This window comes from Brasilonema sp. UFV-L1 (assembly GCF_012912105.1).
GTDB lineage: Bacteria > Cyanobacteriota > Cyanobacteriia > Cyanobacteriales > Nostocaceae > Brasilonema.
Window position 1 is genome coordinate 50,893 of record NZ_QMEA01000004.1, and the last position, 21,438, is coordinate 72,330.

General features: G+C 40.1%; 14 protein-coding genes and 1 pseudogene. 2 read left to right on the top strand and 13 right to left on the bottom strand.

Features of this window, described 5'->3' with window-relative positions; genetic code table 11:
* Positions 1 to 213: 213 nt before the first annotated feature.
* The 4 genes from DP117_RS02305 to DP117_RS02320 form a co-directional block, all read right to left on the bottom strand.
* Entirely contained in the window at positions 214 to 429 is a 216-nt protein-coding gene (locus DP117_RS02305; protein WP_169216771.1) for a DUF2839 domain-containing protein, read from the bottom strand.
* 146 nt (positions 430 to 575) lie between these two features.
* Entirely contained in the window at positions 576 to 1,619 is a 1,044-nt protein-coding gene (locus tag DP117_RS02310; RefSeq protein ID WP_169216721.1) for a WD40 repeat domain-containing protein, read from the bottom strand.
* Between the two features lie 19 nt (positions 1,620 to 1,638).
* The gene (locus DP117_RS02315) at positions 1,639 to 3,678 is read right to left on the bottom strand and encodes a serine/threonine-protein kinase (protein WP_169216722.1); all 2,040 of its coding nucleotides are present in this window, start codon (positions 3,676 to 3,678) and stop codon (positions 1,639 to 1,641) included.
* Between the two features lie 267 nt (positions 3,679 to 3,945).
* Positions 3,946 to 5,517 (bottom strand): ATP-dependent DNA helicase, encoded by a 1,572-nt coding sequence (locus DP117_RS02320; RefSeq protein WP_169216723.1) that lies wholly within the window; start codon positions 5,515 to 5,517, stop codon positions 3,946 to 3,948.
* A gap of 286 nt (positions 5,518 to 5,803) precedes the next feature.
* Between DP117_RS02320 and DP117_RS02325 the strand changes: the two genes are divergently transcribed.
* Together DP117_RS02325 and DP117_RS02330 are read left to right on the top strand one after the other, a co-directional pair.
* Positions 5,804 to 6,769 carry a M48 family metallopeptidase gene (locus DP117_RS02325; RefSeq protein WP_169216724.1) on the top strand — a complete coding sequence of 322 codons (966 nt, stop codon included), beginning with the start codon at positions 5,804 to 5,806 and terminating at the stop codon, positions 6,767 to 6,769.
* Positions 6,770 to 7,560: 791 nt separating this feature from the next.
* Complete coding sequence (locus tag DP117_RS02330) at positions 7,561 to 7,866, top strand: hypothetical protein (protein ID WP_169216725.1); 306 nt, start codon at positions 7,561 to 7,563, stop codon at positions 7,864 to 7,866.
* 808 nt (positions 7,867 to 8,674) lie between these two features.
* Here the strand turns inward: DP117_RS02330 and DP117_RS02335 are convergent.
* The 9 genes and pseudogenes from DP117_RS02335 to DP117_RS02375 form a co-directional block, all read right to left on the bottom strand.
* Positions 8,675 to 9,646, bottom strand: coding sequence for an MvdD family ATP-grasp ribosomal peptide maturase (locus DP117_RS02335; protein ID WP_169216726.1), 972 nt, complete (start codon positions 9,644 to 9,646; stop codon positions 8,675 to 8,677).
* Positions 9,647 to 9,820: 174 nt separating this feature from the next.
* On the bottom strand, positions 9,821 to 10,144 hold the full coding sequence (locus DP117_RS02340; RefSeq protein ID WP_169216727.1) for a microviridin/marinostatin family tricyclic proteinase inhibitor: 324 nt from the start codon (positions 10,142 to 10,144) through the stop codon (positions 9,821 to 9,823).
* 403 nt (positions 10,145 to 10,547) lie between these two features.
* Positions 10,548 to 10,871, bottom strand: coding sequence for a hypothetical protein (locus DP117_RS02345; protein WP_169216728.1), 324 nt, complete (start codon positions 10,869 to 10,871; stop codon positions 10,548 to 10,550).
* A gap of 199 nt (positions 10,872 to 11,070) precedes the next feature.
* Positions 11,071 to 11,349, bottom strand: a complete 279-nt coding sequence (locus tag DP117_RS02350; protein ID WP_169216729.1) for a hypothetical protein — start codon at positions 11,347 to 11,349, stop codon at positions 11,071 to 11,073.
* A 496-nt stretch (positions 11,350 to 11,845) separates the two neighbouring features.
* Positions 11,846 to 12,619, bottom strand: coding sequence for a peptidylprolyl isomerase (locus DP117_RS02355; RefSeq protein WP_169216730.1), 774 nt, complete (start codon positions 12,617 to 12,619; stop codon positions 11,846 to 11,848).
* Between the two features lie 90 nt (positions 12,620 to 12,709).
* A complete protein-coding gene (locus tag DP117_RS02360; RefSeq protein WP_169216731.1) occupies positions 12,710 to 14,281 on the bottom strand; it encodes an HlyD family efflux transporter periplasmic adaptor subunit in 1,572 nt (523 codons plus the stop codon).
* A gap of 126 nt (positions 14,282 to 14,407) precedes the next feature.
* On the bottom strand, positions 14,408 to 17,488 hold the full coding sequence (locus DP117_RS02365) for a peptidase domain-containing ABC transporter (protein ID WP_169216732.1): 3,081 nt from the start codon (positions 17,486 to 17,488) through the stop codon (positions 14,408 to 14,410).
* A 2,367-nt stretch (positions 17,489 to 19,855) separates the two neighbouring features.
* Positions 19,856 to 20,379, bottom strand: a pseudogene (locus DP117_RS02370) (HetP family heterocyst commitment protein).
* A 177-nt stretch (positions 20,380 to 20,556) separates the two neighbouring features.
* Complete coding sequence (locus DP117_RS02375) at positions 20,557 to 21,216, bottom strand: hypothetical protein (protein ID WP_169216734.1); 660 nt, start codon at positions 21,214 to 21,216, stop codon at positions 20,557 to 20,559.
* Between the last annotated feature and the right edge of the window lie 222 nt (positions 21,217 to 21,438).

The window sequence follows — 21,438 nt, forward strand, 5'->3', positions numbered from 1 at the left end:
AACTGAACTGAAGATAATTATGTTGCCATTTCGGCAAGTATTTTTATCGCCCTGAGTCCTTACGGACACACTGGTTTGTACCTCTTGCGGGGTGCTTTGTGTTTACAGATCAGGCACAAGGAGTTCATTAAATAGTAAATAAATCAACAAATAAAAATCAGTACAGCTAGGAAAACCTAGCTGTTGTGGTCAAACTATTATCCAAGCTTGGGTTTAGACGACTTGCCACCAACCGAAAGCTGGACCGATGAAACGAACTATAACCCAAGCGGCGACTAAACCGCCAATACCAATCCAAGTCATCCGATTTGACCATTTGACGAATTTTTCTGCTTGGGTTTTGGAGATAGGAACCCACGGCAAGATTCTAGTTGTATCTTGACCGTATTTTTCTCCCAATGTAGCTTTACGACGCTTTGCTTCGCCCATAATGTAAAAATAAATCCCTGCTAAGGCTGATAATAACGCTTGCTTGAAGCAATTGCTCAAAAAGACTCAAGAATTTTAAACTTAATTGTCATCTGTTCTTTGTCTAAAGTGCTTGACAAATGACAAAAACTGTAGATAAGTCAAGTTTATTTAACGCGCCAAATTTTGGCAGTCTGATCTCCACTTCCACTGGCAAAGCTTTGCCCATCAAAATTAAAGACAACAGAGTTAACAACACCGGAATGCCCAAGAAACGTGCGAATGATTTTTCCTGTATGCCAATTCCAAAGCTTGATTGTTTTATCCTCACTCCCACTGACAAGGATTTTCCCATCACGGCTAAAGGCAATAGAGTTTACCAAATTCGCGTGTCCTTCAAGAGTTTGAATAAGTTTTCCTGTACCTGCATCCCATAGCTTGATTGTTTTGTCATTACTACCAGTAGCCAAAGTTTGCCCATCTAGACTAAAAGCAACTGTTCTGACTGAATCTTTATGCCCAGAGAGAGTACGCAGAAGTTGTCCAGTCTTTGGATTCCATAACTTAATTGTCTTATCTTTGCTAACGCTAGCGATTGTCTGACCATTAGGGCTAATGGCAACTGCAAACACTCCCTCAGAATGACCTTTAAGGGTATGAAGGACTTTGCTCGTTTGCACATTCCATACCTTGACTGTATTGTCCCAACTACTGCTAATAAGCATTTGCCCATCAGGACTGAAGACTACAAATCTAACATTTTTGGGATGTTCTTCTAGAGAACGAATCAGTTTCCCAGTTTGCAAATCCCACAGCTTAATAGTGGCGTCTTTGCCACTACTGGCAAGCATCTGTCCATTAGGACTAAAAGTTACTGATAAAACACCTTTTGTATGCCCAGAAAGCGTACGAATCAGTTCTCCAGTCTTGAAATTCCAGAGTTTAATGGTTTTGTCTTCGCTAGCACTTGCAAGCTTTTGTCCGTCAGGACTTATAGCAACAGACCAAATTCCGTTTGTATGACTTGTGAAGGTTTGTGGAATTTGAACATTTTCCCAATTTGCTCTTGCTTCAATCTGAGAATTTGTCTGCCATTGATGAACTCCATAAGCAGCACCACAAAGTGCTAGTACAATCGCAATACCAGTTCCAAGAAATTTTCTAGAATTTTTGCTAACAAAATGCCTATTGTCTGTCGTTTGATCTTTCATTGCAACCCTCCATGCTGAACTACTGCCATATCTTGATAGTCTTGTCACGGCTACCACTGATTAAGGTGTGTCCCCAAGAACTTGTTGCGACAGACAAAACCCAATCAGAATGTCCAGAAATAGTTTGCCGTACTTCTCCTGTTTGGAAATTCCAAACCTTGATAGTTTTATCAATACTGGCACTCATAAGGCTTTTGCCATCAAAGCTGAAGCTTACACCAACGACGCGATCGCTATGTCCTTTGAGTGTACGAATTAACTCTCCAGTGTGCATATTCCAAATCTTGATAGTTTGATCCCAACTACCACTAGCAAGGCTGTTCCCATCTGGACTAATGGCTACAGATCTGACTGCATTCGTATGTCCCTCAATCGTACGGAGTAACTTTCCAGTTTGTACATCCCATACTTTGATAGTTTTATCTTGACTACCACTGATGAGGGTAAAACCATCTGAACTCAGAGCAACGGAGTAAACAGAAGCAGAATGTTCTTTGAGAGTACGAACTAACTCTCCTGTGTATGCATTCCAAACTTTTATGGTATTATCTTGAGAACCACTTACGAGAATTTGACCATCACGACTGAGGGCTACAGACCAAACTGGCAGAGAATGACCTTTGAGTGTGTGACGTAGTTCCCCAGTTCGAGATTGCCAAATTTTGATAGTATCGTCTCCACTACCACTGACTAGCGTTTGTCCATCCGAACTAAGACTTACCGTTCTCACGTTATCAGAATGTGCTTTTATAGTGCGACTCAGTTGTCCGGTGTTTGGATGCCAAATTTTGATAGTCTTGTCTTCACTACCACTGACAAGCGTTAGCCCATCACCACTCAGCGCAACTGACCAAACAGAGTCAGTATGTCCAGAAAGAGTTCTCACAAGAGTGAGTTCCTTTTCCTTTATATCTGGCTTTGTATCATGCTTTGGAAAGTAGTAAAATACTGCTGCGATCGCAAGTGCAATTCCTCCACAAATTGACAGCCAACTGACAAGCTGACGACGCTTGATTGGGTTATAGTTGACAGCTGTTGAAGTTTCACTAGATAAGTGAGTGTTTGCAGTTTTTGAAGCTGGCTCTTCAGAGGATGGTTCTGGTAAATCAATTGCAGTATGACTGGTGCTTTGGGAGACAGAGTTGGAAGTTGGTGCTGATGCGGAAAATACTGTCGTTTTTGGAGTAGAGGTTGACACAGGTACACTAACAGTAGTTGGTACTGTACTTGTATCGATATTTTCCAAATCGGACAGAACAGACGCTGCGGTCTGATAACGTTGGCGGAAGTCGGAATTAGTCATTTTGTCAAGTATCGCTGCCAACTCAAGACTCACCGAACAGCGACTCTGCCAACTTTGGATTCCTGCATACGGACTGAGGGGATCAATCAGAGATCGGATTTCTTGAGCAGATAACCCACTCAGTGCTTGTATGCCTATGACTCCCACCGCATAAATATCACTATTGAGTTGAGGATAGCCATTGAATTGTTCAATGGGCATGTAAGCTGGTGTACCAACTGCCAGCGTTAAATTCAGTTGACCTTGGGAATTGAGCGTACGGATTTGTTTTACTGCTCCAAAGTCAATTAAAACTAATTTGTTATCTGTCTGTCGTCTGATGATATTGGATGGCTTAATATCGCGGTGAATCACACCCTGACTGTGTACATAGACCAAAATCTCTAAAATCTCTGTCAGTAGACAGATGACTTGATTTGAGTTCCATGATTGTCCTGGCACCAGTTCATGACTGAGAGTGTGTCCTGGGATATACTCTTGAACTAAATAAAATTCTTTTTGTTCTTCAAAATAAGCTAAGAATTGGGGAATTTGGTGATGTAAACCGAGTTTTTCTAAAGTTTCCGCTTCATTTTTAAACCATGTGTGAATTTTGGGCATTAATTGCGGACTTTGATTGGTAGGTCGCAATTGCTTAACAACACACAAAGGATGACCTGGACGATGGGTGTCAGCAGCAAGATATGTTTGTCCAAAACCTCCGCTGGCTAGGACTTGAGTAATTTGGTAGCGCCCACCTAGAAGTTGACTGTTCATAGCAGCACTCACGGGTTAAGCAATTTCAAATACGGGCTGAATTCCCCATTCAAAAGAGTCAAGCTTGTTACTGTATGGCAATTTTCAATTGAAAGTAATCCCTTTGTGGAGGGACAAGATTTTGCCCCTTTATGCTTGGGTGTATTTAACGCAAATGAAAACAGCTATCAGTCCTAGCTAGTGTATGCATACATAGCTACAAAATTAGGTTGGGCTATTTCGGATTCAGCGCGTTCTATAATTTTAGAGTTTAACAGTAAAGACGACTTACACTGAATCTTCTTCACTGTCAGAAGAAAACAGATTGGGGTCGAGGTAGTTGATACGTGCCAGGGGACTGAGGGCAGCCAAAATTTGAGCACCATAGCTACGGATAATCACACGACTATCTAGTAAAGCAACGATGCCTTTATTGTCGCGTAATGGGGCGATCGCCCGTTGCAATTCATTCATCGCAATTGGCAACAAGTACAAACGAAACCAGTCTTGATGCAAGCGTTTGTGGTGTGCCACTCGACCTGCAACTAAGGGATTTTCTAGAGATGGCAAGGGTAAAGTCGCGATCACCAGAAGCTGAGGAGCTGGCAAAACCTTTTGATGCTCACGCCAAAATTCCCAACCACTGACCAAAATACCATTTTCATCCAAACAAGTTTTTTCCACCTGTACCCGTGAACCAAACTCAGAGGCAAGAATTGTCCCCACTTGTGATTTGAGAGGTACATCTCCCACAAGCACAACTGTCAACCCTGATGCTGTAGCGCTTAAGCAGACTAGGGTTAGAACTTTATGAAGAAACGCTGCTTGAAATTCTGGTGTGTTGGGTAGGGGTAACTGGTAGGGTATGTACAATTGAATCGCTTCTGTTTGGTTATCAGAGGAAAACTTGAGGCAAGTTAACTCGTCTTCCAACCCCAAACGCTGGCGGAATAAGGGAGCTTCAGTTTCCGGTTCTAAAGCACTGCCAATGAATACCACAGGCTGACGCTGCCAAATAGGGGATAGTATTTTTCCTAATTCAATGGGGACACAATGCAAAGAAAATAAACCATGACGACGAGTAATAGTCGCCCAGAGTAGGGATGAGAAAGATGAGGAAGATAAAGAAGGGAAATTTTCGTTTCTATGTTGAAATTGCTGAGCGAATTGTTTCCAGGCATCGGGCAGGCTAGATATATCTAAAGCTGAATACAGATGACTCAAAATTTCTTCTTCTGCTTGAGAAATCAGATAACATTCGTAGGGATTTGCAGGGTGCTTGAATAGTTCGTGTGTGAGTTGCGCCCGTGCAGAGCGAATAACTTCAGCTTGGGTTGGCTGGGCAAGCATGAGTTGCTCCCAGTCATTTGTTTCTAAATTCACTGTGAGTTCAGAACGTACCCAATCTTCCAAATCATCCACTCCATCAATAATTGTGGGGATACCATTCGGAAAATTCTCACAAGAACTCAGCTGTGCTTTTAACCAAGCTGCGGGGGAGATTAAGAACAGTCCTTGAAATTCATGACCAACCGGCCAAGCGTCACCTGTTCTGATTGGTTTATTAACTTGCAACCATTGTTGTAGGCGGGGTATTTCTACTTTAATCAGCCGTTGCTGTATTGCTGGGGGGGCAACAATAATCACAGGACCATGCCACATCAATGCCGATGCTACAAAGCTGGTGCGATACCGTCCTTGATAACCGCAAGCTGCCCCGACTTGAATCAGGGCGCTACGTCCTAGGCGCAAGGCACGAGCCACCAACCGTGCCATTGTCAAATGATGTGGCCACGAAGGGAAACCCGCCTGCGATCGCAGGAAGTTATGTAGTGACAAATGAACTTCTGCTTCAATCACACGCTTTTAATTCCATACAAAGTGATGTTCTACTTACTTTTATCCCTATTACTATTATGTTGTCAGTTTTAGGAGTGAGTTGTTATGTATTAGTTGTTGGTTGTGATATTAACTACTAATGACTAACTCCTAATTTGTACACGATGGATGGAAAGAAAGCTACCATTCAAAGAGGAGCAAAAAGCTTGTGCTGTAAGCTTTTTGATCGCTCCTTTGTGGCACGAAGTGCCATACTTGGAATTTTGACTTCCGCAAAGTGGTACTAATATCCAAATATCCATCAATTATGCCAACTTACACAGGAATCTCCAGCGAAGCCTTCAGACATCCTCTAGATCGCCAAGCTGAACAAGCTTTACGCAATTTACCAGGATTTGATTTTATCGCGCGTAAATTTGTGGAATTTTTCGTAGAACGCCCCCAATTAGTCTATTTAATGGGCAACACCATCCAAGTTGGGCCACGCCAATATTCCAGTATTTACCAGATGTTTCGGGAATGTGTGCGGGATTTGGATATTTACCCAGAACCTGCACTATTTGTTGAACAAAATCCCCTAGCAAACAGCTATGCGCTGGGGCAAGACCATCCTTATATAGTCATAAATACAGGGATATTGGACTTGCTAAGCGAAGCCGAAATCAGGGCAGTGCTAGCTCATGAGCTGGGGCACATTAAATGTGGTCATACTATTCTAATTCAAATGGCGATGTGGGCGATGAGTGCTGCTTCTGCCATTGGGGAGTTGACTTTGGGTATAGGTAATTTTGTCACTCAAGGTTTAATTTACGCCTTTTATGAATGGCGGCGTAAAGCCGAGTTATCCGCAGATCGTGCTGCATTGTTAGTGATGGATGACTTGAACTCTGTCATGACTTCTATGATGAAAGTCTCTGGAGGTAGTATCAATTATGCTAACGAATGTAGTTTACAAGAGTTTATCCGTCAGTCAGAAGACTACCAAGCACTTGATGCAGATGGACTGAATCAAATATACAAATTCTTGATTTACAACGGTGCTCGTGGTACGATGCTCAGCCATCCTTTCGCTGTAGAACGTATACACTACTTGCGTCAGTGGGCAGAATCAGAAGAATATCAGCAAATTAAGCGCGGAAATTATCAACGAGCAACAGCTGCAGGTGCAGTGAATGTAGAAGCACAGACTGCTCAAAATGAAGAAGTTGAAGCTTTGCGCCAACAACTTGAAGAATTACAAAGGGAAATTGATCGTATTAAAAAGTCTGAGTAGAGGTGTATTAGCTTTTCATACCATTTCTTTAAGAAGATGCGTTTAGCCTGCCTCTGCAGGCTTTCTTTGTGTAGCTCTTGGTAGTACGTTGTTAAGAGTTGTTGCGTGCTCCGATCTCTGCCTTGCCACTCTACCGCTCATCCCCAGAAAGCTAGAGATCCCCAGACACATCAGCCTCCCAACGCTGCGAACTGCCCTCTAGCCTTGCAGGTTGAGAGTGATAAAGTGCAGCCTCATATAAAATTAGTTTGATAAAAATTCTCAGAAAGTCTTCTTGTAGATGCAAGAGAACGCAGCAAGCTGCGCTCTAGGGTGACAAGTGGTGTATCAAGGAAAACAACAAATCAATAGCGATCTTTTGACAGAGTAGAGGCAGTTGCTGAATTGTTATCCATATTGTTTATGACTATAAGTAGCCGTCATGAACTGCTTACAATGAAATCATTGTCTTTTAGCAAAGCACAAATTAATGAAAAATGATTAAAAATAGGACGAATAAGAAGCCTGTTAAATAATAATAAATAATATTTATTCATCAATAAATAAAGTCGTTTGATTTAGTTTGAAATTTTCCTCTTGTGTAAAAAAGACGATACAATCAAATTAAAAAAAATATATAAATTTTTCGTAAATCGCTTGTAAAAATAGCTTCAAGATCATTTGCATTCTAGTAAAACTATAGCATTTACAATAAAAAGAAACTATACATTTACAGTGAAATATGAATCTAAAACTAAGTAATTATTGTTATAATATAGACAAGTTTTGTATGAATTTGATAGGTAAAGACAATGGTTGTTTCTGACTTAGAATTTTGTCAGTTAATAAAACTCGAAAGCAATATCATTACAGGAGGTGCATCGACTAGTGCTAGTACTCAAACGTACTCCTCTCAAGGATTTGGTTATGCACAGGGTGACGCTATTGCCTATGGAGATACTACTTTTTCTTCTGCCGATACTAACACCAATGTTGTGAATACTTCTACTTACTATTCTACCGTTTCCTTGGCAAATGCAAATGCTGTTGCTTGGGACAGTAATGGCAGTTCTAGGTCTTCAAGTACTAGTCATTCATACTTTTATGGTGGTGTGTAACCAATTCACAACACACACCAAGTTGATTTTACTCTGACCTAGTTTGAATCAGTGGTTCAGGTCTGTTCTAAGAAGTGTATCGTTGCACAGATACTAGTTTGAAAAATATTTGCTGTACATAGTTCCCCCTTGCTTTCTAGTGAGGGCAAGGGGCTTATGCTATATAGTAGTAAGCTTTTGAGCAAAGCTGACTAACATAAATAGATAACATACTGTTTAACAGTCTTAAATATGACTTGAGTGCAGACTGAAATTAACAGTATTTATATCAAAGTTATTGTAGAAAGATGACAGTAACTGACATGAAAATTAGAAACAATCTTCTTACAAAGCCTCAGTATAATTTTAGGAAGCACTGACCACTGAGGGTGACTTGGAACTCATAGTGAAACTCAAACAAATCACCATTGCTAAAAATAATGTAGCGAATATTTTGCCAATGCAGAAGCTGTTTTTATAACTGTTCCACCGCAAGCAACCAAATCATCTTTAAGCTTAGCCTTGGGTAAAGGTAAAAAAGACTTAGATCTACTAGCATAAAGTGAAGCTTCAGTTATCAGTTACTTTGATATAGACTTTTTTCTTTTGAGTTTATTGCTGATTTAAGATTAGTAACATTAATAGATAGTTCTATGATAGAAAAAGCAAGAGCAGCTGGAGATATATTTTTTGCATGAATTGACCTGACTAATTTCTTTCGTCCAATATAACTGCTTTGTTGTACTGGCTAATAATGAATAGTAAGTAAATGTGAATAAATCTCGTGTTTGCTGATTTTGTCTCTATGGTTAGTAGAATGAAGTGTATTTTAAGAAGTCAGCAGAACTTCAGCAATTGCTTGGGAAATGGGTAAACCAGGACAGCACTCTAGCCAGAAAAATTCTCCAACTGGGTTAACCTCTAGGAATACATGCCGCCCATCCGGCGTCAAAATGATGTCAATTGCTCCATAGTTTAAGCCGAAGTATGACATCAGTTGCAAAAGTTTCTTCTCCACGTCTTCTGGCAAGTTATAAAACTCCCAGGCGTTGAGTAAAGCAAGCCCTTGTCGTCGCCAGTCGTATTGAGCTTTCTGATTGCGTTGGGAGTTAACTGCTGCGGTGAACACACGCTGTCCTACAATTGTTGTGCGCAACTCTAGCGTCTTTGACAGTTTCTCCTGAAACGTCATTGGGCACAAACGCAGTCCTTCAAGATTTTCTAAATCTTCGTCTTTGACTAGATTGGTGAAAACAACTTGTTCCTGCCCTTTATCGTCATAGATAGCGAAAGAAGAAAGCATTTTCACAATCATTCCCTGTTCGCACTCCTGAGCAAATTGCTTCACTGCTTCTGGATTGTTTGTTGTTAAGGTGCGCGGGGTGTCTAAACCAAGTTCCTGTGCGACTTGCAGCTGTAGTTGCTTGTTTTCAGCCAGACGGATATTTGGCAGAGGATCCAGGTGAAATCCCTTTATACTGGTAATCATGCCTTGAATAGTGACGCGAGATTCCTGGATAGAGGCTTGTCTAAGTTGTGAGTCCATGACTCTAGGAATTCTTGAGCCAATGGCAATCCGTCGATACCAAACTGCAGATATCTCACTCAAATCAAGTTTTTGCTTATCAACTGTAAGAATGTTCTGTTTACATCCTTTGCTGTAATAAATATCTAGCTGAACTTCTGTCGGAAATTGGTCTGTGTTAAAACGAAATGCTTTTCTTCCTTGAGCTTGGATTGCGTTTATTACTAGAGGAATGCTCTCGTTATCTTGACTATGAGTAATGATTAAAACAGTCATCTAGTCATTGTCAGTAGAAAATCAATGGCAAAACTGTACTGAACCTCTTGCATAAATGTTTTTTGTCTCACGCAAAGCATGCCTTTTCGCGAAGCGTAGACACCCGGAGGGCGGCGTAACCGTTGAGTAGGGATGCAAAGAAGAGCACCCAAAAAATAAATGAGTGCAAAAAGTCTACTCTACAGTAACAGAGTAATCGTCATCACTGTTTGATGGGTAGTTTTGCGTGACAGTGTATTCATCATTGTCTGATGGATACTTTTTAGTGGCTATTTGACTAAAGCCATCTTCTTCATCTGATGGATACTTCAATGTATAAGCTATATTATCTGGGCTTTCATTATCTGAGGGATAAGCCAAGGTTGTTGCGTATCCAATACCCCCCTTAACTTCTTGCATTTCTTCTTCAGTCAAGTCCTCACAGAATTGTCCTTCTAAGTAGCGGGCGAAGAAAGGAACTACGTTTGCATTTAAAGCAGGCTTATTATTATCAGACATATTATATTAGTGCTCTCCCTTTTTAAGTAGATTCAGTAGATCACAAACTTTCACAAACTCAATGAAAAATCAGGGTTTCAGCTTAGATGAACAAAAAGCCAAACAGCATTTGTTAAGAGCGATTGCAAGACAGCAACAGACGCAATCATGCGTATCGCCTTCAGGGTAGTTAGCGGTATTGGCGCTCAATGCTGATTAAGGAATACTTTCTTGAAGTCCCGGTGTTTTACTGAAACCCTCAAACGGAAGGACTTCTAAAAAACTTTGTGATCTACTGAGACTGCAACTTAAGATAAAACGACAGAATTCACACCTATCGTTGTCTATTCAAGAAACACCAAAAAACCATTAAGTAGAAGCTTGACAGAACAGCTTAATAGTTTTTTCTTAAAGGCTAGTTAAATCAGATAGAGGCTGCTATTGAAAAAGCTGAAGAATACTTGGAGTTACCAAAACTACCTTGTTCTGTACCAGATACAACCATCCCAGTGTTGGTTCTCTTTAAAACTAAAGTTCCAACACTACCAGTTTCTTCATCAGAGTAGTAGCTTGTCTCATCGCTTTCAGTCACAGACTCTACTTCTTGCGTCAAACCATTTTTGTAAGTAGGACTTAACAAGCTTAATAGATAGGAATATCTTGAGAGGGACAATCCACCTTGTACTTGCCTATTACAAGGAAGATCTGTTTCAAAATAACTGAGATCAGAAATCTTGAATGCGCTCATAAAAAACCCCTTCAGATCAAAATATCGCTGAAAACCTTTTAAAGGTAAAACTTTTTAGAGGTTTTCAGCGATATAAACAACATTACCTCTCAATCGGTCAGTTGATTAACTTCCGCCTAAGACACATATGTATGAGAGGAAGAACTAAAGGTGGCATAATAGCCACCGTCTAAATCACAAGCTAAATCAGAAGTTGATCTTAGTTGCTTTGAGAAATTGATGTCGCGTTAGATTGAGAAGAGTATGGAGTGGTATAGGTGTAGCTCAAACCTTCAGAAGAAGAATCATTACCATATGCGTAAGCATCTGCTTCAGCAAAGGCAGAGTTGCCATATACATAAGAAACTGTATTAAATTTCTCATTGGTATTGACATACTTGTTGAAATACAGGTTTTCACTAGCATAGCGGTTAGTGATACCACCAACGATAGCAGCGCCTTCAACAACTTCCAATTGATTCAAATCTGAGATAATCATGGGGTTCATCCTGGGAATTAATTGTACTTTAGTTTTGGGAATTTTTTTGTAAGCTTTTTGTTTTCGCTTACATTTCTAATATACAAGATTAAATTTAAAAATCAATAGTTTTTTGCGGGTTTTTCGATAATTATTTTTTATGTTTTTTCGGAGTACAGATTATTTAATATAAATTCTATTTATCATGTTTTTCTCAAGTAATTAATCATGAAAAAATAGTCAACAGAAAATCATTTACATTGACTTTGATATTTTTTTTATGAAAACTTATTTAAGTAAGTGTATTTGCCATAAACACCTCATTTTATTGATGTCAAATATTTTTTTATAAAACAGATAACTTAATCAACATAAAAAAATCTTGCTGCTTGTCTTGAAAAAAGCAGTATCTGTTGTGTGGTAAGATAGAAGCCTTTATCTTCATTTTTTATCTCAGGAAGATCAGCGGCTATTAAAAATCAGAATGTTTTTTTGTCAAGAAAAACATGAAACTTGTTTATGCAGTTTTTTCAGATGCTTGAAAACTAGTATCTGAATGAAAATGAGTAGTTATTTCCATTGCCTCAATTTGTTGCTTTAACCAAATAGAAAACAATTCTTGTTGGATATTTGCTCGCAATTGCTCATCCAATATAGGTTGAATAATTTCTTCTACCCAAATGAAATAAACTCCTTTGGAAGTCGTAATTGGCTTGAGAATCTCTGGTGGATTAGCGGCAAAGACTGCAGCAGCAATCTCCGGTCGAAAATCTGTGCGACGTCGGACTCCTTGATATCCTACAGCACGTCGAAGTTCAGGAATTTGAATATACTCACGAGCAATTTCTTGGAAAGTTATTTCACCTTCTTGCAGCGAATAAAACAGTTCCAAAGCTAAGTCTCTGTCATTCAAGATGACTTCATAGGTGACAGCGGCAAAGTAATTGAGTTGATGTTCATAAAAAAACTGCTCAACTTTATCCGCAAAGAGATGATGAGCTAATTTATTGGCAAGTATATTGTTATGGATTAATGCTTTAAAGTCATCTAGAGAGAGATGATTTTTTGTGAGCCATTCCCATGTGTCTTGAGCTTTGACAAGTTTCTTCGCAAACCGTAGCCTATCTCCTTCTTGTTGAAGTTCTTCTTCTGAGACTTGAATGCCTGCTTGTTGGGCAGCCTCAGTCATAATTTTGTGAGTCGCTATAGTTTCTACAACACTACGCATTTGACAAGAAAGCTTAATACTGCGAATGATGTCTTCGCAAGAAATGGTCAAAGGTGTTGACATAACACGATTCTCCTAGGAATTTTGGATTTGAGATTTTTGATTGAGAACAAATAAAGTTTTGACTCTTGATTTTTGAGTCTTAACTTTTGACTAAACATCTAAACCGCCTTTGTGCAATTTCTTAAATGGATCTAGGATGAAGTCGATAACACGCCGCTGGCGGATAATGACCTCAGCAGTTGCAGTCTGTCCAGGCGTGAGTTGAATATGTTTGTCACCATTCTGGATATACTGCTTATCCAAAGCGATTTCTAACTCAAAGTTTTCTACATTACCTTGAGGTGTTTGGTTCACTTTGGAGTCTGGGGAAATCCAAGTCACTTTCCCTGACACGATGCCATACTCTTGGAAAGGATAGGCATCAAACTTGAGTTTGACAGGCATACCCACTTTTAAGAAACCACTGTGCTCGTTAGGCATTTGAGCTTTGAGGATGAGGCTGGCTTGTTTGGGTGCAATTTGAGCAACCCTTTGACTGGCTTGTAGTACGGCTCCTGGTTTGGTAACAGGAAACTCAAAAATGACACCATCAATAGGCGATCGCACGATTCGTTGCTGTAGCTGAATCTTGAAAGATGTGATTTGACTTATAGTTTGGGCAGTTTCCGATTGCACTGAGTTGATTTGTGTTTGCACTTCTTTGAGTTGTTCTTCTGTTTTGAGTTGTGCCAGTTGACCTGTATGAATTAAGCTTTGATAATTGCGTTCTTCTTCTTTCAAGCGAAGTTCAGCTTGTTGAATCTCAGACTGAGCTTGCTGAAGAGTCTTCTCATAACTGCTTTGTTGTTGTTTGACGCTAGACTCAGCTTGAGCCATATCAGAACGAGCTTGCACAAGGCGTTCGTAGTTTTCTTTGGCTAACTGTTCCACCTCCAGGAAACGATCTTGTGACATGACACCCTCTTCATAGGCTTTTTGATAGCGTGGAACTTTTTCCTGAGCAGCTTGGAAACGAACTTCTGCTAACTGATACGCTGCTTTGTTAGAGTCTAGAGCTTGCTGCTTCTGGTTGACTTCAGCCAGTTTTTCTTGTTTCTGTAAACTATAAACAGCTTTAAGAGTATTAAAGCTCTGTCGCGCCTGCTCTACTTGAGATTGTTTTGCTAATAGTTGAGCTTGATTTTGTTGTTGTTGAGTACGCAAAGAAAGCGCCACTTGATTTTTGAGTAGTTCTAAGTTTTGCTGCCGATTCTGTAGTCCGTCTAGCTTTGTCTGAGCTTGCTTGAGTTCAGTTTTTAAGACATCTGAGTCTAATTCCAACAGAACTTGACCTTTTCTGACAGTTTCGCCTTCTTTGACTTTCACAACAGTGACACTACCATCCACTGGACTATCCAATTTTTGGGTTGCACCTTTAGGTTCAATACGTCCTCTGGCGCTTCCTGTCTCATCAACTTTGAAGAGCATCGTCCAAGGTAACACAGTCGCTGCAAAGCCTACAAGCAAGTACAGTAAAGAGCGCGTCCAAACTTTAGGTAAAGCATCTAACAGTTCTTCGGTTCCGAAAAACCAATCTTGCCCCTCATTTGTTGCTTCTGTCTGATGAATTGAGTCAGAAGATTCTGCGAGTTGTTGTGAATCTTGTGAAGAACGGTAGTTTTTATGCTCATCCGGCTCCGATTTTGCAAGTGCGGATGACGGATGACGAGATGTATTTGGCATAGTTTTCAAAGGAAGTGAGCAAAGATAACCCAACCAGAGAACCCAACGGCACAGAGAGCTAGTTGCCGGGTGTGGTCGCTCCCAGACTACAGCACAGCTTCACTGTTAACTGATAACTGTGAAAGCTCAACCTGCATGAGCAAGTTGTTGCTGATTGAGGTAATAGTAATGTCCTTTTTTGGTGATTAATTCGTCGTGTGTTCCACTTTCCACCAAGACACCTCGATCTAAAACGAGAATTAAATCAGCGTTTCGCACTGTGGAAAGGCGATGGGCAATAATTAGACTCGTGCGTCCTTTGAGAATAGTTTTTAGGTTGTCCTGAATAATTCGTTCAGATTCTGCATCCAGGTTACTGGTAGCTTCATCAAAAATTAAGAATCGGGGATTACCCAACAATGCACGGGCAATAGCTAAGCGTTGGCGTTGTCCACCAGAAAGCATCCCACCGCCTTCACCGATTTGGGTTTCATAACCTAATGGCAGCTGCTGAATAAATTCATCTGCCCCAGCCAAGCGTGCTGCTTCGATAATCTCTTCTAAAGAGGTTTCTGGATGAGCAATGCTGATGTTTTCTCGAATCGTACCACCAAACAAAAAGGTGTTTTGGTCTACCACACCTATTTGTTGTCGTACCGACTTCAGAGATATACTGCTGAGATCGTGACTATCAATTAAGACCTTGCCTTCGGTTGGAGGATATAAACCCAAAATTAATTTTGACAACGTTGTTTTTCCAGAACCACTGCGTCCCACCACTGCGACTGTTTGTTCTGGCTGGATTTCAAAACTGAGATTTTGCAGAACGTTGATGTCGCTTTCTGAGTGATAGCGGAATGTCACATTATCAAAGCATATGTGACCACGTATACGACGCAAAGGCTTGCGGGGTTTATGTTGCAAATCTTCTTCTGGTTCTGCTTCTAGGACATCGTTAATGCGTTCAACAGAAATGATGATTTCTTGGAATTGATTCCACACTACCGAGAGTCGCTTGAAAGGGGCGATCGCTCTACCCATCAACATATTGAAGGCAATCAACTGTCCGATGGTGAGTTGGTTTTGAATGACTAACCATGCTCCATACCACAGCAATCCCGTATTCATTACGGTATCGATAACAGCACTAGTAATTTGCAAATTGTTGCCAATCACTTGTGCTTTAAAAGACTTTTTAATCAAGTTATTGAGCAGTTCTTCCCAATGCCAGCGCACTGTCTGCTCAATAGCCATTGAGCGGACAGAACGAATGCCTGTGAGGGATTGAATCAGATAGCTATTTTGTTCTGCTCCAGCATTGAAAATCTCTCTCGACATCCGGCGTAAGATATTTGTGGAAGCCACCGTCAGGATAAAAAATGGTGGTACAATCATCAGCGCCATTAATGCCAGACTCCAGTTGTACCAGAACATCAATCCCACATAAATAAACACTGTCAGCAAATCAAGAATGATTGACAGCGTTTCACCTGTCAGGAAGCGCTGGATTTTCTCGTTTTCTTGGATACGAGAAACAATGTCTCCGACATAGCGAGACTCGAAGAACGATAAAGGTAAGCGGAAGGTATGTTTAATGAAACCCACCAGCAGTGCAACGCTGACACGATTAGCGGTATGAGCCAAAAGATATTGGCGCACGCCATTAACCGCGATGCTGAATAAGCCAAAAATGACCAACCCTGCACCGACGGCGTGTAATGTAGAGACGCTACCCTGCACAATCACACGGTCTAACAACAGCTGGGTAAATATTGGCGTCACCAGCCCAAAGACCTGAATCACCAGCGAAGCACAAAAGATTTCCAGCAAAACCCGTGAGTGGGGTTTGAGTAACTCATAAAACTTCCAAAAGCTTGAGCTCTCTTCCTGGGCTTCTTTCAGTAGGACTGTGGGTTGTAGTAATAAGGCGTATCCAGTCCAATTTTCTTTGAATTCGGCGGGAGTGAGGACGCGTTGACCAATGGCGGGATCGCCTACAATGACTTGTTTTTTGTTTATTTCATAGACAACAATGTAGTGTTTGCCTTCCCAATGAGCAATTGCTGGCAGGGATTGTTCCGCGAGTTTGTCGAAGCTGGCTTTTACAGGTCGAGTTACAAAGCCAACACTTTCTGCCGCTGCGGCTAAGGCGCTGAGTGATGCACCAGAGCGGTTGACGTTAGTTAACTCCCGTAGCCGATTTATACTTAGGTGCTTGCCCCAATAGCGTCCAATCATCACAAGACAAGCAGCTCCACAGTCTGAGGAACTTTGTTGTGCATAAAATGGATAGCTTTTGGTGAGGCGTCCCCAAACTTGCCCTAGTTTAACTTTGGGAGTTGGAAAGTAAGCGCGTAATTTCTTTTGCTGGTGTTTTGACGCCGACTCGCGTTGGGGAAAGGGGATGACGTTTCCAGCAGGAGGAGCGATTCGTTCTGGTTTTGATTTGCTTGGACGTGGCTTTGGGTTTTCAATGACGGGTGGGCGTTGTTCGGGTTCAACGAACTCTGCCAATTGCTGCCAGTGTTGCAAAGCTGTTTGCCAATGCAAATCTCGAAGAATGTAAACAACGCTTTGCTGGGAAGCCTGCCAACTTCCATGATGTGAGTGTGCAACAATTTTCCCTGGTGTCAGACTTTCCCCATCTGTATGTTGCAGTTGTCCTTTGTGCAGGAACCACAACTTAGTATCTTTGGGTGGCGATATTTTCTCGTTGCTGTCTAGAGTATGCCGTTCAAATAGCGATAAGGCTTTTAGAATCTCTGGTACGTCTGATGGTTGGCACTCTATTTGCGAGCGATGCCTCCATTGCAATACTAAGTTCCACAGTTGAGCACGTTGCAATAGGCGTGAGCCAATACTGGGATATTTCTCTATCAATGCTTGCAGTATCTGTTGTTTGAGATAGCAAAGCTTGAGGTTGGTTGAAGCTTTGGCGATATATGGCACAAAGTCTTGTTCTGGAAACAAGCTGGCTTCTCCAAACAACGAGCCTGTACCGTAAGTCGTGATTAAGTTCTCCGCGCTATCCAACAGTCTGACTTTGCCACGAACAACGAGATATATTCCCGAAAGACTGTCTGTTGTTTGCCAAAACTGCTTTGTGGGGGCTGGTTCTACGATTTCTACCTGTGCTACGTACTCTGCCAGTTCCTGTGGTGAAACAGTTTGGTCAAAAACCACAGCAAGTTGTTGACACAGCTGCTGTTGTGAAAACTCTGATGGCATTAACTTTCCTCCAGCACAAGAATTAGTTTTTGGTCTGAACTAGATGAGTGGACCGTAAACTACACTCCCGTCGGATGACTAATTGCTTAGAGAAATGTCTGCATCTGTCAAAAGTATTATTCAAGCTTGCTAGAGCTTGCCCTTGGGTTACTAGGTATAGCATAATATTACTAGTTGCCGTCATAGAGGTAGAGTGGATGAATAAGTCTACTACAGCTGTTGCAAGTCTTGCGTCAAACGACAGACAGCTGCATGTTTAATTAGCCCTGGGAAGCTAATTAATCATGTACATGACGTGTAAGTGACCTTGGAAGTTGTCTCCCTATTGTTATGGGGTTTAGGGAGACTCTTTCTGGGTTAATGGACACTTTGGCTGATCTATCTTCTCTGACGAGAAGCCGCTAGGCGTCTACAGGTTTTATGGGATTAACCTGAATCGATCAGATAGCCAAGAGTTGCAGACACATCAAAAAATTAAAAAAGTTTTTATTTTTTCTTCAAATAAAAATTTTTCAAAGATTTGTTGACTAAAAAAGATTAGTGGAAACACGTGCTTAATTTTATGAGTAAACGGCAGTAAACATCCCTGAGTAAAAACACTTAAAAGCATGGCTGTTGAATCCTTTACGAACAACAGTATGTTGTTAACTTTACCTTGAGCAGTATACAACTATTTACTTTGCCACTAGCTCCAAAGAGTCTTTTTAAGTCTGCTGCAATAAAACCACTGTATCTCGAACCATATTAAGACTTGACGAAGACTTTAAGAAGAACTAGTGAAGTTATGGCAGTGCCAAGTTGTGAACTCTATGAAATTTTACCGAACTCTGTTTCAAGGAACTTCCAGCTAACAATAACTTTAAAAGATAGTTAACCTTGGTTTAAAAACAGTTTTAATACAGCTTGACAGTTGGATAACTAGAACCTAGTCAGCAAAGTTGATATTGCAGTTCACACTGACTGGCTAGCTTACTGCTAGTTTTCTGAAAATCAAGAGTATGAGTTGTCATACGCCTGAAGTTGCACAAAAACAACTTCCATCACTAAGGTAGCACACTCCTTTACATTGAAGTCCTAAGTCTTTAGATAGTAAATTTACATAGGTCTTGTCAAGAGTTTTTTATAAAAAATTCTTTTTTTATTTGTTCTTTTTAAAAACTTTATATTTGATTTATCAATTTATTAAATTAAGCTTTGTATCAAAAGTTTGATTTATGTAAATGTGTTAAGTTTTCTGTGATTTATTAATGATCTTAAATCATCACGAAATATGTATAAAGTAGTTAATGTTACAAAAACACTGATAATCAATCAAAATAGAAAAACTTGTCACAGTTAAAACTCCATAAAAATATAAATTTATCTTATGTAACTATCTAAAGTATGAATCTGTTTTCAAACTTTAGAAGTATTGACAAAATAAATACTTAAAAAAAGTCATATACTAATTAGATTGGATACATGATTGACCTAAAATTATTGTCAAATTTATCAACACTGATGTTGAGAGGTCTTTTTTTAGCTGTCTTTCCGCAGAAGCCCCACACTGTACTTGTACTCAAGTCAGTGCTGGGATGAACTATCGTCCTTTTCATTGAGAGGACCTACTAACAATGTGGGAGACTCTGGTGAGTCAAACTCTCATAAAATTTGAAAACAAAAACTGGAAGCTCAATCATTGTTTAAGCTTCCAGTAAGTTCTGCATAAATTGCAAGTCAACTTGCGTTTCGGACAGTCCTATTTTGGGAGGAATAGGATGACAATAATTTAAGAGAGAAGCGAAAAGGCTACAAATGTTACCAGCCAAGATAACAGCTTAGTGTTGCTTTTTCTTTTTCCAAATAGAAAGCTGTGTTAGTGTTGCTACAGTCCACCATAGATTAAGTAACAACCATAGATATTTGGATTGGACAAAAGACCACTCCAATTTTTCTTTGCTTAGACTTTTTAGGAAAAAGAACCACCATAAGCAACTTTAAAACTGTTGGTCTACGTGTAAGAGCTATCAATTCTACGAGGTACTGACGACTTCAGCAATAGATTTGACATAATATTACACTTAAGAATAATTATTTATGTATAACCATTTCTTAATCTCCTTGAGAACTAGCTTTAAGCATCAATCAATTTTTTGATGTTATTTATAATTTATACAAAGTAGATTGTATAAAAATGCCAAAATGGCATTTTTAAAATAAAAAGTTTTAATACAGCGCATTGCAAGTCATTGAGGTACAGCACTCTTGTCTAAAAGCCAGACAGAAAACCGTTTTTACTTCTGAATTCTGCTGTCATTATCAGTCAGTTGTCAATCAAAAAACCGCCATGCTGTAGAGATAAAATCAGCATGGCAGATACTAAGCCACTCAATGAAGTGTCTTTGCGAATCTATGAACTCCAGAAAAGTTACCAGAAGTTTTGTAATTGAATTCACAGAATTTTAGGGAAAAATATTGATTTGTTCTGGAGTTATTTCAGGATTGGTGGATTCATATTCGTGAACTTGTGTCGTTAACCACTGATCTAAATTTCCACTACGGGTTTCTCTTTTTTTCTTACCAACGACCTCAAGATAAGCTAAGTCTTTAATCTTACTGAGGCAGTTTGCTGGTGTCATCTGTCTTTCAGACTTTTTGTCGGGGGATATATTAGCAATTTTGATATTTTCGCTTTGCTGTTGATTTGACCTGCTGACATGAGAATTTTCTTTGAGCAATCGGTTGTAGGTGCGATACGGAATATAATGTAGAGGATTGTAGCCTGCAAAACGCAGCATGAGAACACAAGCCCAGGAATATTTACCAGCAAGAATCGCCTCGACGACTTGGTCAAATTGTTCTGGAGGAAGTTTTTTATCTAAGTTGTGACTAATAGACATATTTTGGTTCATGATCTTCATGTTGTGGTGGAAGTGAATGAGGTGTCAGTTTTTGGTTTTTTGTAGCTCAACTGCTTTTAAGCATTCTGACTGGAGTCAAATACAGCAACCTTGGTGTCCGCCCCGAGGACGGACACTACCTCAAAGAGCTGCTATTGGATATAACTAGTTGATAAAGGTTGCTACATTTCATTTTGTCCTGATCTCTAAGCTAGGTTTGTTCTCTTCTGCTTTAAGCCGCGCACGAGTTTGAGCAAGCATTCGAGTCCTAGCCATGAAATGTTTGATGTTGTTGAAGTGGATTTGATCGTCTACTAAATCTTGCTTTTGCACTTCAACTTTCGGAACTAAGAGTTCTGTGTCTAATTCTGCAACCACTTGACCTGTTTTGAACTCTTGAGCTTGTTTGAGAGCAGTATTAACGACTTCACTCAAACCTTGTAGCTGAATTTTCTGAGGCTCATCTGGTGCTATAAACTTTGCTCGAACATGGTTGACTTGTTCAATCTTTCCTGTCCACGTCCAAACAACAACAGCTGTAAAAAAAGTCATGCTCCTCAATGTGACTAGATGAGCAATGGTTGAAGGTAGTTGCTCAAGCAAAGCTTGTAAGGATATCGACCAATCGCCCGTATCTTTGTTTGTTATCTGAGGTTTTGTAACTGTATCAGTGTGTGTATTTGTAGCTGCTTCTGGTAAAGCTTCTTTGCTTGAAGTGACATGATTTTTGTAGATGAATGCTGTTTGAGAAACCAAATCACAGTCGGGATATAAATTATGAAAATTCATCCCAGTATTCTCTGTTTGGTTTAAGGTTTTGACTGCATTTGACCTGATGATGCTGTTCATGAGCTGTCCTGATGATCTCAAACCTGACTTTCTATTCAAGTCTTTTTGCTGCTAAGCCGGATGATGTTATGTCCTTATGAAATTCAGCAGCTAGTTTGTAAAAAAAAGCAATTTATACAGACGCACACTACACAACAGAGGGTTATGAAAGTTCCAAATGTTTTTAAAAACCACTCAGTTGCTGGGTGACTGATCGACTGTAACTTTTGCTTAGGATTGGCA